The sequence below is a fragment of the Seonamhaeicola sediminis genome, from assembly GCF_004358095.2.
Lineage (GTDB): Bacteria > Bacteroidota > Bacteroidia > Flavobacteriales > Flavobacteriaceae > Seonamhaeicola > Seonamhaeicola sediminis.
In genome coordinates this window covers 330,068-345,554 of sequence record NZ_SMZJ02000002.1, presented here as the reverse complement: position 1 = coordinate 345,554, position 15,487 = coordinate 330,068, and the positions used below count along the sequence as shown (strand labels likewise).

The window sequence follows — 15,487 nt, the reverse complement described above, 5'->3', positions numbered from 1 at the left end:
AATTTTGTTGGATTTTTTAAAGCTTAATAATTTGAATCTTCAACAATTTAAAACAAACTTCAATAAATTGGTACAATACAGTCAAAATGCTGGTAATTCATCAATAGATTTACAAGGGTCTAATTATTTTGAGAGATTCTTTTTGGTGTTGTTTAGGCCCATGTTTGTTGATGCTAAAAGTATTTATCAACATTATATTTCTTTTGAAAATTTAATTGTAATGATTGTCTTCATCCGATTTATATATCATGCATTTACAAAGAGTAGGACAATTAACTTTATAAAGAAACATATTTATATATTGGCTACAGTAGTTTTTTGTGTTCTTTTTTATAGTATTTATATGTACAATCTAGGATTAGCATCAAGAATGCGTGTAATGTTTATACCTTATATGTTTATATTTATATTTTTGTTTTATATTCAAAAAACAGAAAAACAGCTTGAATAAAAGAAAACTAGTTAGGATAACTACGGTTCCATTATCTTTAGATAAGCTACTGGAAGATCAATTAAGATTTATGAATAACCATTATGAGGTTACGGCAATATCCTCAGATATTGATTACTTAAAAAAGGTTGGAGAAAAAGAAGGAGTAAATGTTTTCAATGTAGAATTAACTAGAAAAATCACACCTATAAAGGACTTACGAGCTTTATTTAAGCTCATAAGGTATTTAATAAAAACAAAACCTTTTATAGTTCATACTCATACGCCAAAGGCAGGTTTAATAGGTATGTTGGCAGCTAGAATTGCTAATGTTCCCATAAGGTTGCATACTGTAGCAGGGTTACCGTTGTTAGAGACCATGGGTTTTAAGAGAAGGTTATTGGTTTATATTGAAAAGCTTACTTATTCTTGTGCCAAAAGGGTTTATCCAAATTCGTTTGGTTTGAAGAAAATCATAGAAGACCAAATTCTATCTTCAGGGCTCAAATTAAAGGTCATTGGAAATGGCAGTTCTAATGGTATCAATACAGATTATTTTAATATAGATTCAATACAAAACAGGGTTTTAGATGATTTAAGAAAAAGATTAAACATTACACCTAAAGACTTCGTATATATTTTTGTAGGAAGAATAGTGAGGGATAAGGGCATAAATGAAATTCTTGAGTCTTTTAAGGTTTTATATGAGAAATACAGTAATATAAAGTTATTGCTAGTTGGTCCTTTTGAAGACGAACTTGATCCAATTGAAATAGAATCAAGACAAATAATTAAGGATAATAAAAACATTATCACTACTGGTTATAAAAGAGATGTGCGCCCATATTTTGCTATCTCTAATGTATTAGTGTTTCCAAGCTATAGAGAAGGTTTTCCTAATGTTGTTATGCAAGCTGGGGCAATGAGTTTACCTAGTATTGTTTCAGACATTAATGGGTGTAATGAAATTATAACTCATAATGTTAATGGAAGTGTAGTAAAAGTTAAAAATATAGAAGAATTGCTTGCTGAAATGGAATCATATTTTCTAGATAAACAGAAGTATGATAGAATTAAAGCTAATTCAAGGCAAGCCATTGTAGATAAATATAATCGCCCTTATTATCTTAATAGTTTGTTAAAAGAGTATAAAGAAGTACAGAGTGTATAAGTTTTTTTTAAAGAATATAATTGATAGTGTGTCTGCATTCATTATGTTGTGTTTGTTTAGTCCTATTATTTTCCTATTAATAGTTATCTTGTATTTCAATAATTCTGGCTCGGTTTTTTTCTTTCAAAGTAGGCCAGGAAAAAAAGAACGAATTTTTAAGGTAATAAAGTTTAAAACCATGAACGATAAAAAAGATATAAATGGAAATTTATTGCCAGATGCAAAGCGATTAACAAATTTGGGAAGATTAATTAGAAAAACATCATTAGATGAATTGCCTCAACTCATAAATGTACTTAAAGGAGATATGAGTTTGGTTGGGCCAAGGCCTTTACTTCCTGAGTATCTATCCCTTTATAATAACCAACAGAAAAAAAGACACATCGTAAAACCTGGTATCACAGGTTGGGCGCAAGTTAATGGAAGAAATGCGATAAGCTGGACAAAAAAATTTGAATATGATACGTGGTATGTTGAGAATATTTCATTTTTATTGGATGTTAAAATCATTTTACAAACCATTATTAAGGTTTTTAAATCAGAAGGTATTAATACAAATAATCAAGCAACTACAATAAAATTTAACGGAAGTAACTAATGAAATATTTATTTGGTGCAAGTGGTCATGCTAAAGTTGTTTTAGATGTAATCAATTCCAATAATGACACGTTAGGAGGTATTTTTGATGATGATACCAACAAGAATTCTTTTTTGGATATTCCGTACTTGGGACAATACGAGAAGCATAATGAGTTTTCTAATGATTCAAAGTTTTTGGTGTCAATTGGGGATAATAGCTTAAGGAAGCTGGTAGTACAAAGAATTAAGCAAGATTTTTTTAAATCTTGTCACAATTTAAGTATTGTTTCTAAATATAGTGAAATTGGTTTAGGGACTGTTGTAATGGCTAATGCTGTTATTAATGCAGAAGCGAGCATTGGTAATCACTGTATCATAAATACCGCAGCAGTTGTTGAGCATGACTGCTACATAGAAGATTTTGTGCATATTTCGCCAAACGCGACGATTACAGGTAACGTTACAATTGGAGAAGGAAGTATGATAGGTGCTAATACTGTTGTTAAACAAGGAACTAAAATAGGTAAGTGGAGTATAATTGGAGCAGGAGCGGTAATAATTGAAGATGTTCCTGATTTTGCAACGGTAGTAGGAAACCCAGGTAAAATAATTAAATATAATGAACAATAAAATATGGTTATCCTCTCCTCATATGGGAGGAGAAGAACAAAAATATATACATGAGGCATTTAATACTAATTGGGTAGCACCATTAGGCCCCAATGTTAATGGCTTTGAACAAGATTTAGAATCGTATTTAGAACTAAACACAAAAGTCGCTTGTTTATCATCTGGAACAGCAGCCTTACATTTAGCACTAATTATGTCTGGGGTTTCTGCTGGAGATCAGGTGATTTGCCAAAGCATGACCTTTTCGGCTTCTGCCAATCCGATAGTGTACCAAGGAGCAACACCTATTTTTGTAGATAGTGAGCCAGATACTTGGAACATGTCTCCAGAGTTTTTAGAGGAAGCTATAAAAGATAGAATGTCCAAAGGCAAAAAACCAAAGGCTATTATTGTTGTGCATTTGTATGGTATGCCTACTAAAATGGATGAAATCATCGCTGTTGCTCAAAAATATGGAATCACTTTAATAGAAGATGCAGCCGAAGCTTTAGGGTCAGTTTATAATGACCAAAAGTGTGGTACGTTCGGAGATTTTGGAATTTTATCTTTTAATGGCAATAAAATCATTACGACTTCAGGAGGTGGTGCTTTAGTCTGTAAGACTGAAAAAGATAAGGCCAAAACAGTTTTTTTGGCTACTCAGGCAAGGGATGAAGGGCCCCATTATCAGCATAGTGAAATAGGCTATAATTATAGAATGAGCAATGTGCTGGCTGGTATTGGAAGGGGTCAAATGGAGGTATTGGATAAGTATGTAGCATTAAGAAGGCAAAACAATCAGTTTTATAAGGAACTTTTTAAAGACATCAAAGGTATTACAGTATTTAAAGAACCAACCGAAGATTATTTTTCAAACCATTGGTTAACTTGTATATTAGTAAACAAAGAAAAAGCAGGTTTTGATAGAGAGGATTTGAGATTAGAGTTGTTAAAAAATAATATTGAATCTAGACCTTTATGGAAACCAATGCATTTACAGCCCGTTTTTGAAAGTTATCCTTATTATGGAGATAAGGTAAGTGAAAATCTTTTTAAAAAGGGCCTATGTTTACCTTCTGGTTCCAATCTCTCTTCAAAAGATAAAGCATTTATAAGAAAAACGATTTTAGATTTTATAAATCATTAAATTTGTAAAAGTTATTAATTAATTGATTGGGTTTAGATGAATAGATTGAAGGAACTAATAAAACTTGTATTAAAAAACACACTTTTTAAGCTTGGAATTGAGGATGTAGGGTACTTATCTAGGTGGATTGTTTTATGGTGGGATGCTCAAGTTGTTCTTGTCGTTTTATTTCTGACCTCTTTTATTGAATCTAATTTTACTTCTTCTTTTGCTAATAAGGAGTTTTTATATCTACTAATTTTAGTTGAAGTTGTAACTGCCTTATTCTTTGTAATATTCAAGACATATGTTGGAATTATTAGGCATTCCAGCTATGTAGATGCAGCCAAATTGTTTTTTTCTTCTTTATTTTCTGCAATCACGCTTCTAATTATTAATGCTGTTAGCAGTAAGCTTACTGGTAAGGTGTTCTTTTCCCCTGTCTTTTTAATTATTTTTTCTTTAGGTCTTTTTTGTGGTCTTTTGCTTTATAGGTTATTGATAAAACAGATTTATGCTCTTTTTATAATTGAAGAACACCCTAATTTTGAAAAGGTTTTTATTTTAGGAGTTTCTCAAGGTGCGATTTCTCTTGCTGTAGCAATTGAAAATGAATTACCTAAACGTTTTAAAGTTGTTGGCTTCCTTGATTATGATGAATTGAATAGTAAAAAACAGGTTTTAGGAATTCCTATTTTACATATTACTAAAAAGGTACATGTTTTAGTTAGAGCTAATAATGCTACTGGGATTATTGTACTCGAAGATGATTTAAAGAATAATATATATACTAAAAGTATAGAAGAATGTCTTGATTATAATATTAAGATTTATAGAGCTCCTTCGATATCTGAAATTGATTTGAATAGTGGAGTTAATGATACAATTAGAAACATTCAGATTGAAGATCTCTTAGGGCGTAAACCTATTGAAATAAATAATATAAATATTTTAAATATTATAAAAGGAAGAACTATTCTTGTTACTGGAGGAGCTGGTTCGATTGGAGCTGAAATTGTTAACCAATTAGGGCGTTTCAAGCCAAAATGCTTGTTGGTTGTAGAACAAGCCGAATCAGCATTACATAATTTAACATTACAGTTTACAAAGAAATTTGATAATATTGAATTCGTTCCTTTGGTTTCCGATATTAGGAATAAGAAAGCTTTAGAGTTTATTTTTAAAGAATACCATCCTGAGATTATTTATCATTGTGCTGCATATAAACATGTCCCTTTAATGGAAAATAATCCTACCGAGGCCGTAAGCACAAACATACAAGGGTCTAAAAATTTGGCTGATTTATCAGTTAAGTATAATGTTGATAGGTTTATTATGATCTCTACTGATAAAGCAGTTAATCCTAGCAATGTTATGGGTGCTACTAAAAGAGCAGCAGAAATGTATGTTCAATCATTATATAATTCGTTAAAGAGTAAAGAGAATTGTACTAAATTCATAACTACAAGATTTGGCAATGTTTTAGGTTCTAACGGGTCCGTAGTTCCATTATTTAAAGAACAGATAGCTTCTGGAGGCCCTGTAACAATAACGCATCCTGATATTATAAGATATTTTATGACTATTCCTGAGGCTTGTCAATTAGTAATGGAAGCAAGTAGTATGGGCTCTGGTGGAGAGATATTTATTTTTGATATGGGAAAAGCAGTTAAAATATTGGATTTGGCTCACAAAATGATAAGGTTAGCAGGGTTTATTCCTAATAAGACAATGGAAATAAAGTCGATTGGCCTGCGACCTGGGGAAAAGTTATATGAAGAACTGCTCAATGATAAGTCAATAACCTTACCTACATATCACGAAAAAATTATGATTGTTAAAGAGAATAGTGATGATTATAAATTTGTTAATGAAAGTATTAAAAAAATTGTTAGTTCATCTAACAAGAATGAGATTACTGAAATCATAAAAAAGTTAAAAGAACTTGTTCCAGAATATATAAGTCTAAATTCCGAATATGAAATTTTGGATTCCAAAGAACAAGTTTAAAATCATATACTGATATACATAATAAATGAAAATAAAAAATATTTGCTGTATAGGTGCAGGCTACGTAGGTGGCCCTACCATGGCTGTTATAGCGAAGCAATGCCCACAAATCATCATAACAGTTGTCGATATTAATCCAGAGAGAATTAATGCATGGAACGATAAAAATTTAGAAAACCTGCCTGTTTTTGAGCCAAGTCTAGCAGAAATAGTTAATAAAACAAGAGGAGAAAATCTTTTCTTCTCAACGGACATTGAAAGGGCTATAGATGAAGCTGAGATGATTTTTATATCTGTAAATACGCCCACTAAAACTTATGGTAAAGGAAAAGGTATGGCGGCAGATTTAAAATATATTGAATTATGTGCACGCCAAATAGCTAAAGTGGCCAAACAAGATAAAATTATTGTTGAAAAATCTACACTTCCAGTGAGAACCGCTGAGGCATTAAAGAGTATTTTAGATAATACAGGTAATGGGGTAAACTTCCAAATACTATCAAATCCTGAGTTTTTGGCAGAAGGAACCGCTGTTCAAGATTTATTAAATCCAGACCGTGTGTTGATTGGGGGTGATGTAGGGTCTAATGATGGTAATGAAGCAATAGATGCTTTAGTAGATATATATGCCAATTGGGTTCCAAAGGAAAGAATTTTAACTACCAAAGTTTGGTCTTCAGAATTGTCTAAATTAACGGCTAATGCTTTTTTAGCGCAACGAGTATCATCAATAAATTCAATTTCAGAGCTTTGTGAAAAAACAGGAGCAGATGTAAATGAAGTCGCAAAAGCCATTGGTATGGATAGTAGAATAGGCCCTAAATTTTTGAATGCCTCAGTTGGTTTTGGCGGTTCTTGTTTTCAAAAAGATATTTTAAACCTTGTGTATATAGCCAAGAGTTATGGTTTAAATGAAGTAGCTGATTATTGGGAGCAGGTCATTTTAATTAATGAACATCAAAAAAACAGATTTTCTAATAAAATAGTAAGTACACTATACAATACGGTTTCTGGTAAAAAAATAACGTTTTTAGGATGGGCATTTAAGAAAGACACCAATGATACCAGAGAATCGGCGGCAATCAAGGTAGCCAACAATTTGTTAAATGAACAAGCACTTATATCGGTATATGATCCTAAAGTAACAGAAGAGCGTATTTATGCCGATTTAGATTATTTGAATTCACGTTCAGAAGAAGAAAATAGAGCTTTATTGAAAGTTGATAATAATCCTTATGAAGTTTGTGAAAATGCCCATGCTATTGCTGTACTGACCGAATGGGATGAGTTTAAAACATATAATTGGCAACAGATTTACGATGATATGCAAAAACCGGCCTTTATCTTTGATGGTCGTGGTATTCTGGATATGGAGTATTTGAAGACCATAGGTTTTGAATGTTATACAATTGGTAAAGGATAAATGTTATTGAGATCCTGAGGCTTAGGTAGAAGCATTTTTTTTGTTAGAAATTTCTTTTCATGGGATTGCTGTGTTTCCAGATAACTGGGGATCTTTACAATGATAGAAAGTGTGATTCTGAAGAATCTCAAAAAATGACTAAAAAACTGTGTGCTAAAATGAATTAGACATTGGTAACACACATAAATAAGTACAATTTCTGAATTTAATTCCGAAATTGTACTTATTTTTAAACCTGAGTTTCTATTATTATTTAAATACTTAAAACAACCGCAAATCCCTGTTCTCTAAATGTTTGTCATTTCGACACCTGCCGGCCGGTAGGCGGGGAGTGAAGAACGAATGACGAGAAATCTCATAATTATGAGATTCCTCCTCGTACCTCGTTCGGAATGACAGCTTTTTCTTGACATTGCATTTTAACTATTTCAAAATCAGTATTTTTAAAATGGAACTCAGGTTTTAAGGTCATTTATGGTGGTGAAGATTATCAAAAGAGAAGCAATGATTTTGAAGTTATTCCCTTAAATTTGTTAACTGAAAAAATTAATAATTAAAAAGTTAAGATTGAAGCGTGTTTTAATTACTGGTGCTGCTGGATTTTTAGGATCACATTTATGTGATAGGTTTGTTGCAGAAGGTTTTTATGTTATTGGGATGGATAACTTCATAACAGGCGATAAAAAAAATATCAATCATCTACTTGAAAATGCGAATTTTCAGTTTATAGAACATGATGTAACTGATTTTATAGAGGTAGCTAATGATTTAGATTACATTCTTCATTTTGCGTCACCCGCTAGCCCCATAGATTATTTAAAAATCCCTATCCAAACTTTAAAAGTCGGTTCTTTGGGTACTCACAACTTACTAGGATTAGCTATGGCTAAAAAGGCGAGAATTCTAATAGCATCTACTTCTGAGGTTTATGGAGATCCCTTGGTACATCCGCAATCTGAAGATTATTATGGAAATGTAAACGCAATTGGTCCTAGAGGAGTTTACGATGAAGCAAAACGATTTATGGAATCTATTACTATGGCTTATCATAGATTTCATGGTTTAGAAACCAGAATAGTAAGAATTTTCAATACTTATGGCCCAAGGATGCGTCTAAATGATGGTAGGGTAGTTCCGGCATTTATGGGTCAAGCACTTAGAGGTGAAGATTTAACCGTGTTTGGAGACGGTTTGCAAACACGCTCATTTTGCTATGTAGATGATCAAGTTGAGGGAATTTATAGATTACTATTAAGTGACTACTCTTATCCAGTAAACATTGGTAATCCTCATGAAACGACTATTAAGGATTTTGCCAATGAGATTATTGGACTTACAGGGACATCTCAAAAAGTAGTTTTCAAAGATTTACCGGTTGATGATCCTATGCAAAGACAACCTAATATAGAATTAGCAAGTAAGTTATTAAAATGGGAGCCAAAGGTAAATAGAGCTGAAGGAATGAAGAGAACTTTTGAATACTTTAAAGGTTTGACTAAAGAAGAGTTGTATAGAAGTGAACATAAAGACTTTTCTGATTATATAAACAAGTAGTTGTATTATGGGCCATGTTCGAGGTAGGTATTCTTGGTTGTTAAGACCTGCACTAATTATTTATGACATTTTCATTATTAATGTTTTAGCATTTTATATGCTTGATTTTAATGATGGGAGTTTATACTTTTTTTCTTCAGATTTTTTAAATAACAAAAATCTTCTATATTGTATATATTCCGTTTTACTTTGGTTGATTTCGACATTTTTTATAAACTTTTATAAAGTTTATAGGTATACTTCAGTTTTAAAAATTTTCTCTTTATTAGTAAAACAATTTTTAATTTATGGGGTAATAGTTTATGCCTTTCTAGGTGTTTTTAGAAGTATAAACTTGTCAGCTTTTACTACCCTAAATTATTTATTGTATTCTTTTTTAGCCATTGCGTTCTTAAAATTGTCAAGTTATTATGCTTTAAAAGCTGTTCGTGCATATTTAAAAGGGAATCAAAGAAATATTGTTATTGTAGGTGGAGGAGAAAGTGTAAAGGAAATTCTAAAAATTTTTAATCAAAAAAAGGAATTAGGCTACAATATAAAAGGTTTATTTAATGCTGATAAAAGTATTAAAAGCGATGGAACAATAGAGGAAAGTTTTTCTTTTTTAAGAAACAATACTCAAATTGATGAGATATATTGCGCTATAGATCAACTTAGTGAAAAACAAGTGAATGAATTTGTGAAATGTTCAAATATGAATAATTTCAATATTAAGTTTGTACCAAGTAATTTTAAGTTTTTCACAAAAAGATTACATGTAGATTATTATAATTATCTTCCCGTTTTATCTATTCAGGAAGTCTCCTTAAATAATGAATTTAACAAGTTGATTAAAAGGAACTTTGATATTTTATTTTCTTTAATTGTTGTTGTTTTAGTTTTATCATGGCTTTCTATAATTTTATTTATTTTAATAAAAATAGAATCTAAAGGGCCTCTATTCTACAAGCATAGAAGAAATGGAATTAATTATAAAGAATTTAATTGCTATAAATACAGGTCACTATATATCACTGAAGAAGTGAGCGGAACTTATGTTAAACAAAATGATTCTCGGGTCACAAAAATTGGTAGATTTTTACGTAAAACAAGTATTGATGAACTCCCACAGTTTATTAATGTTCTTATAGGAGATATGAGTTTAGTTGGCCCTCGTCCCCATATGTTATCATTTACAGAGGAGTACTCGAAGAAAATAGATAAGTATGATTTTATTTTCAGACATCATGTTAAACCGGGTATAACTGGATTAGCTCAAATCAAAGGATATAGGGGTGAAATTGAAAACGATGTTGATATCATTAACAGAATTAAATATGATATATTCTATATTGAGAATTGGTCGTTGTTATTGGACTTTAAAATCATTTTTCAAACTATAATAAATATTTTTAAAGGAGATAAAAATGCTTATTAATTAAACCATCAAACTGTAAATCAAAATCAAATTTAGTGTCTGCAGTTTTTTTAATCAAATGTTTTAAAGAGCTCAATTCGGTTTTATCAATGCTTGATATAACATGATTCAAGTTTGCATAATCTCCTACTTTAACAACCCACCCCAATTTATTTTCTGTTACAATATTTTCTCCCTCTCCCCCTCCAAAATAAATAATAGGGATTCCTAATTTAGCATATTCAAAGATTTTAGAAGGAACAGAACCATAAATTCTATTTAATAAAGGAATGATGGTAATATCATATGTTGGAATCTCTTTATGTAATTCATTTCTAGATAGTTCACCGTGATAATATATTGGAATCTCTTTATTAATTTTAATAAAATTTTCAATTTGAGCACGTTCAGCCCCATCACCATAAATATGAAATTCAATGTTAGAGACATCCAATTCTTGACATAATTTATGAATACCTTGAGCAACACCCAATAAACCTGCATAGACTAATTTTATTTTATTATTTGAAGAGGATTTTGAGTTAATTTCAGGTGTTATAATCTTAGGATAATTTCTGTATAGAAAAGTATTTTTATTTGGTAGGATGGATTTTATATGATTCAAAATTTCTTCACTTTGTCCTAAAACCAAATCAGCTTTTTCATAATTAAACTTTTCAATTTTCTCGAGTAACCTATAAGCAAAGTTCTTTTTGAAGGCACCTAACTCTAAACCTGCCAAAGGCCAAAGATCGCTTACGTTTAAAATGAGTTTTCTGTTTTTAAATTTTAAAAACAAGGTTGAGGTGAATGCTACTACAAGAGGAGGAGATTGAATAATAACGGTTTTAGGAATTTTATTGGTTATAAAAAACCAAATTAAACTTAAGCTGTACGATAACATTGAAAATAATCTGAGGAACTTATTTTTTGAGTTGCTAGCGTAAACCCACAAACGGTGTATTTGTATATTATTTTCAGTTGATGAAAACCTAAATACATCTTTGTAGTCATCAAATATTTTTCCTTTAGGATAATTGGGTAATGGCGTTATGACCGAAACATTAAAATATCTTTTTTGTAAGCCTTCAGCTAAATGTGATATTCTATTAGATGCTGCACCAGTCTCAGGGGGAAAATAATTTGTTACAATTAAAATATCTTTCATTATAATTTATAAATCTCAATAAGATGATTAATTATACGCTCAGCTGATTTACCATCCCAAAGTTCTGGAATTGTGCCTTTGTTCCATTGTCTAGAAAACAGTTTGGAGAAAGCATTAGAAAGCTTGTTAAAGTCTTTTCCAATTAAAACATTGGTGCCAATATTACAAGTTTCGGGTCGTTCTGTTGTATCTCTCAGCGTAAAACAAGGAATATTCAAAACAGTAGTTTCTTCGGTAATACCACCAGAATCAGTTAAAACAGCTAAAGAATGTTTCACCAAAAAATTAAACTCTAAATATCCTAAAGGATTTGTGTAGTGAAGATTTTTAAAATTTAGGTTTAAGCCATTTAGTAGTTTTTTGGTTCTTGGATGAACCGGAAAAATTATAGGGTAATCTTTGGCTTCCATTTTAATTTGGCTAATCAAAGCTTTTAATTGATTTTCCTCATCTACATTACTGGGCCTATGAAGTGTGAGAACTAAATATTTTTTTTCTTCAAGATTTAATGTGTTCCAAATTTCAGGTTTTTTAAATCGATGCTCATTTTTGAGCAAGGTGTCTATCATGACATTGCCCACAAAAAAAATATTGTTTGTTTGTACACCTTGGTTCGTCAAGTTTTTATTGGCATATTCTGAAGTTGTAAAAAAATAATCGGTTAAACTATCAGTGAGGATTCTATTAATTTCTTCAGGCATATTCATGTCTCCAGACCGTATACCTGCTTCAACATGGGCTACTTTTATACCGGCCTTTTTAGCAACAATAGTACAAGCCATAGTAGAGTTAACATCGCCAACCACCATTACCAAGTCACAAGGGTGTTTTTGAAGTTCTTTTTCAAACCCCACCATTATAGCAGCGGTTTGTTGTGCTTGAGATCCACTTTTAACCTCTAGGTTAATATCTGGAAAGGGAATATTTAACTCTTTAAAAAAAGTGTCACTTAAGTTTTTATCATAGTGTTGTCCTGTATGCACTAACCTATAATTAATATCAAAACCTAAAGATTTTTTATTTTCAATAGCATCAATAATTGGAGCTATTTTCATGAAATTAGGTCTGGCACCAGCAACAAGGGTAATAGTCATTAATTTTAATTTAAGTAGGATGAAAACTGTTTTAATTTACCACTTTTAGATCGAACTAATCGTTCCTGTCTTTCAAAGCTTATATTCAACCCTTTTTCAAGATACTTTTCCATTTCAGAGCTAATATTATTCATTTGACTTTTAGATAAATTTTCTGAGCTAACATATAAAACTTTAAAGGAATCTTTTTTATGCTGTTCAATTATAAATTCTTTCACTTGAGTGTCTTCTTCAATAATACTTTTAGTGACGTAATAAAAAGTTAACCCTGGTGCTTTTTTCCCGCTAGGAAGCAAAGCTATATCATTTGTTCTACCAACTAACTTTTCAAGAAGAGGTTTTTTAACAGTACTCTTTTTTGAAAGTACACCAGTATCTCCAATGTCATAACGAATAAAAGGTTGTGATTTATTATATAGTGATGTAATAACCAATCTACCTTCTTTACCTAAAGGTAATATATTGTTGTTTTTATCAAGTATTTCTACAAAAAGAGTCTCACTGTTAACAATCCACTCTTTTTTGAGGTTTTCAAAAGCAATTAAATCTAATTCAGAGGCACCGTACTCATTGACTACTGGTACTCCAAATTGTTTTTCCATAAGCAACCTATCCTCAAAAAAAAGCATTTCAGAGGTAACCATGCAAACTTTTAATGATGGGCAGATATTTTTAAGAATAATATTTTGTCTTTTCAGAAATTTAGCAAACTGTACAATAGAACTGGTATAGCCATTTATATAATCAAATTCGTTAGACTTAAAAGTTTTTAACCAATTCTTTAGAGCTTTATCACTTAGGTCAAACACATTAAATCGAATTCGGTTCCCTACAAAGTCTTTTGCTTTTTCTTTGAAGTATCCTTTTTTGTCCAATGGAATACCATAGAAACGTGCTTGTTTAGAATTGTTGAAATTAACGTTATGCCAACCAAACCTATCTTGAATGATAGCCCATGTTAAGGCGTGACAGAATTTATCTTTTGAAAAGATAAAAGGGTGACCTGAAGCTCCTGAGGTTTTATCGATGTAAACATTTTTTTTAGTGAAACCATTTGAAAAGAGAGACTCTAAAGGGTGTTGTAAATCTGTTTTGGTCATTACTGGAATACTACTCCAATCCTTAGGATTAGCATCGTTAGCAAAACTATTATAAAAATTATTATGTTTTAAATGATAAGAAACAATTTCCTTTTTCTTCTTTTCTACATAAGCTAAATAGTGGTTTTCATCAATATTTTGAATATCAATTAATAGCTGTTTTGCTCTTTTTAAAGGAAAGCCTTTAAGTTTAAATGAAAAATCAAATAAGTTCACCATAAGACAAATATTTGTAAAGTAACTAAAAAATATTCGTGTATTAGAGGCATTAATTCTATTTTTGCACAACAAAAAATCAACACAATGAACATCTTAGTTTTAGGCTCTGGAGGAAGAGAACATACATTTGCTTGGAAAATAGCTCAAAGTCCATTATGTAAAGCGTTATATGTAGCTCCGGGTAATTCAGGAACTGCTGAAATTGCAACTAATGTGAATATAGGAGTAACCGATTTTGAGGGCATTAAAAACCTAGTCTTAGAGAAGCAAATTGAGTTAGTTGTTGTTGGGCCAGAAGACCCACTAGTTAAAGGTATTCATGATTTTTTCTTGAATGATGAAACTATCAAACATGTTCCTGTAATTGGACCACAGAAAAAAGCAGCTGAATTAGAAGGGAGTAAAGAGTTTGCTAAAGAGTTTATGATTCGTCATAATATACCCACGGCTGCCTATGAAAGTTTTACAAAAGAAACGGTTGAACAAGGTTATGCTTTTTTAGAAACCTTAAAGCCGCCTTATGTTTTAAAGGCAGATGGGTTAGCAGCAGGAAAAGGGGTTGTTATTTTAAATAATTTGGATAAGGCTAAAGCCGAATTAAAAAGCATGCTGGTTGATGCTAAATTTGGAGCAGCAAGTACCAAAGTAGTTATTGAAGAGTTTTTAGATGGTATTGAACTAAGCTGTTTTGTATTAACAGATGGGAGTAACTACAAAATACTTCCAACAGCAAAAGATTATAAACGTATTGGAGAAGGCGACACCGGATTAAATACCGGAGGTATGGGAGCGGTTTCGCCAGTACCATTTGCTACCAACGAGTTTTTAAGTAAAATTGAGGAACGCATTGTAAAACCAACAATAGAAGGTTTTAAAAAAGACAAATTGCCTTATGTAGGATTTGTATTTATTGGACTAATTAAAGTTGGAGATGACCCTAAAGTGATAGAATACAATGTGAGAATGGGAGATCCAGAAACTGAAGTGGTATTTCCAAGACTTAAAAATGATTTAGTTGAAGTGCTTCAAGCAATGGCAAAAGGCACTTTAAATACCATTGATATTGAAATTGATAATCGAGCTGCTACAACTATCATGGTAGTTTCTGGTGGTTACCCTGAAGCTTACGAAAAGGGTAAAGAAATAACAGGAATAGACACTATTAAAGAATCCATTCCATTTCATGCGGGAGCCCAATTAAAAGACGGGAAGGTAGTAACCTCTGGTGGGCGTGTTATCTCTATTACCTCTTATGGTAATACTTACCAAGAGGCCATAAAAAAATCTTACCAAAGTATAGAAAAACTACATTTTGATAAGATGTATTATCGTAAAGATATCGGTTTCGACCTATAAAAAAGAATGCGAAGAAACCGTTTTATCTTCTTCGTTATTGTCATTAAATATTTTTAGTTGCTTCATCCAAAAAATAATAGCAACTAAACATACAATAGTAAAAATCCAAGAAATAGTGTTGGCTAACCACCAGTTGTCTAATTCTAGTGCTCTTAATGCATCAAAAGGTGCAAATAGAACATTAACAAATAAATCTTGTATTGCGTAAAAGAAGTCTTTCATGATTAGTATATTTACGAGGCAAAAATACAA

Annotated in this window: 13 protein-coding genes; 9 read left to right on the top strand and 4 right to left on the bottom strand. The window is 31.2% G+C overall.

All coding sequences use genetic code 11. The annotated features are described in order from the left end of the window. The first annotated feature begins 443 nt into the window (after nucleotides 1-443). The 8 genes from E1J38_RS04160 (at nucleotide 444) to E1J38_RS04125 (ending at nucleotide 10,319) form a co-directional block, all read left to right on the top strand. A complete protein-coding gene (locus tag E1J38_RS04160; protein WP_133355700.1) occupies nucleotides 444-1,601 on the top strand; it encodes a glycosyltransferase family 4 protein in 1,158 nt (385 codons plus the stop codon). Beyond that, nucleotides 1,594-2,199 (top strand): sugar transferase, encoded by a 606-nt coding sequence (locus E1J38_RS04155; RefSeq protein ID WP_133355701.1) that lies wholly within the window; start codon nucleotides 1,594-1,596, stop codon nucleotides 2,197-2,199. The genes E1J38_RS04160 and E1J38_RS04155 overlap by 8 nt, the downstream gene beginning before the upstream one ends. Then, complete coding sequence (locus tag E1J38_RS04150) at nucleotides 2,199-2,810, top strand: acetyltransferase (RefSeq protein ID WP_133355702.1); 612 nt, start codon at nucleotides 2,199-2,201, stop codon at nucleotides 2,808-2,810. The genes E1J38_RS04155 and E1J38_RS04150 overlap by 1 nt, the downstream gene beginning before the upstream one ends. Next, complete coding sequence (locus E1J38_RS04145; protein WP_133355703.1) at nucleotides 2,800-3,936, top strand: DegT/DnrJ/EryC1/StrS family aminotransferase; 1,137 nt, start codon at nucleotides 2,800-2,802, stop codon at nucleotides 3,934-3,936. The genes E1J38_RS04150 and E1J38_RS04145 overlap by 11 nt, the downstream gene beginning before the upstream one ends. Nucleotides 3,937-3,972: 36 nt before the next feature. After that, complete coding sequence (locus E1J38_RS04140) at nucleotides 3,973-5,925, top strand: polysaccharide biosynthesis protein (protein WP_133355704.1); 1,953 nt, start codon at nucleotides 3,973-3,975, stop codon at nucleotides 5,923-5,925. 25 nt (nucleotides 5,926-5,950) lie between these two features. Next, nucleotides 5,951-7,348: a UDP-glucose 6-dehydrogenase gene (locus E1J38_RS04135; RefSeq protein WP_133355705.1), complete on the top strand. Its 1,398-nt coding sequence runs from the start codon at nucleotides 5,951-5,953 to the stop codon at nucleotides 7,346-7,348. 567 nt (nucleotides 7,349-7,915) lie between these two features. Then, a complete protein-coding gene (locus E1J38_RS04130) occupies nucleotides 7,916-8,902 on the top strand; it encodes a UDP-glucuronic acid decarboxylase family protein (RefSeq protein WP_133355706.1) in 987 nt (328 codons plus the stop codon). Nucleotides 8,903-8,909: 7 nt separating this feature from the next. Next, a complete protein-coding gene (locus E1J38_RS04125; RefSeq protein WP_133355707.1) occupies nucleotides 8,910-10,319 on the top strand; it encodes an exopolysaccharide biosynthesis polyprenyl glycosylphosphotransferase in 1,410 nt (469 codons plus the stop codon). Here the strand turns inward: E1J38_RS04125 and E1J38_RS04120 are convergent. Genes E1J38_RS04120 through E1J38_RS04110 form a run of 3 tightly spaced genes read right to left on the bottom strand, consistent with a single transcriptional unit; the run spans nucleotide 10,294 to nucleotide 13,879 of the window. After that, complete coding sequence (locus tag E1J38_RS04120; RefSeq protein WP_133355708.1) at nucleotides 10,294-11,466, bottom strand: glycosyltransferase family 4 protein; 1,173 nt, start codon at nucleotides 11,464-11,466, stop codon at nucleotides 10,294-10,296. The genes E1J38_RS04125 and E1J38_RS04120 overlap by 26 nt on opposite strands. Next, nucleotides 11,466-12,560 carry a non-hydrolyzing UDP-N-acetylglucosamine 2-epimerase gene (gene wecB / locus E1J38_RS04115; protein ID WP_133355709.1) on the bottom strand — a complete coding sequence of 365 codons (1,095 nt, stop codon included), beginning with the start codon at nucleotides 12,558-12,560 and terminating at the stop codon, nucleotides 11,466-11,468. Before wecB ends, E1J38_RS04120 begins: the two co-directional genes overlap by 1 nt. Before the next feature lie 5 nt (nucleotides 12,561-12,565). Beyond that, entirely contained in the window at nucleotides 12,566-13,879 is a 1,314-nt protein-coding gene (locus E1J38_RS04110) for a phenylacetate--CoA ligase family protein (RefSeq protein ID WP_186525812.1), read from the bottom strand. An 84-nt stretch (nucleotides 13,880-13,963) separates the two neighbouring features. Between E1J38_RS04110 and purD the strand changes: the two genes are divergently transcribed. Then, the gene (gene purD, locus E1J38_RS04105; RefSeq protein WP_133355710.1) at nucleotides 13,964-15,235 is read left to right on the top strand and encodes a phosphoribosylamine--glycine ligase; all 1,272 of its coding nucleotides are present in this window, start codon (nucleotides 13,964-13,966) and stop codon (nucleotides 15,233-15,235) included. Here the strand turns inward: purD and E1J38_RS04100 are convergent. Beyond that, nucleotides 15,230-15,457, bottom strand: coding sequence for a DUF6341 family protein (locus E1J38_RS04100; RefSeq protein ID WP_133355711.1), 228 nt, complete (start codon nucleotides 15,455-15,457; stop codon nucleotides 15,230-15,232). The genes purD and E1J38_RS04100 overlap by 6 nt on opposite strands. Nucleotides 15,458-15,487: the final 30 nt, after the last annotated feature.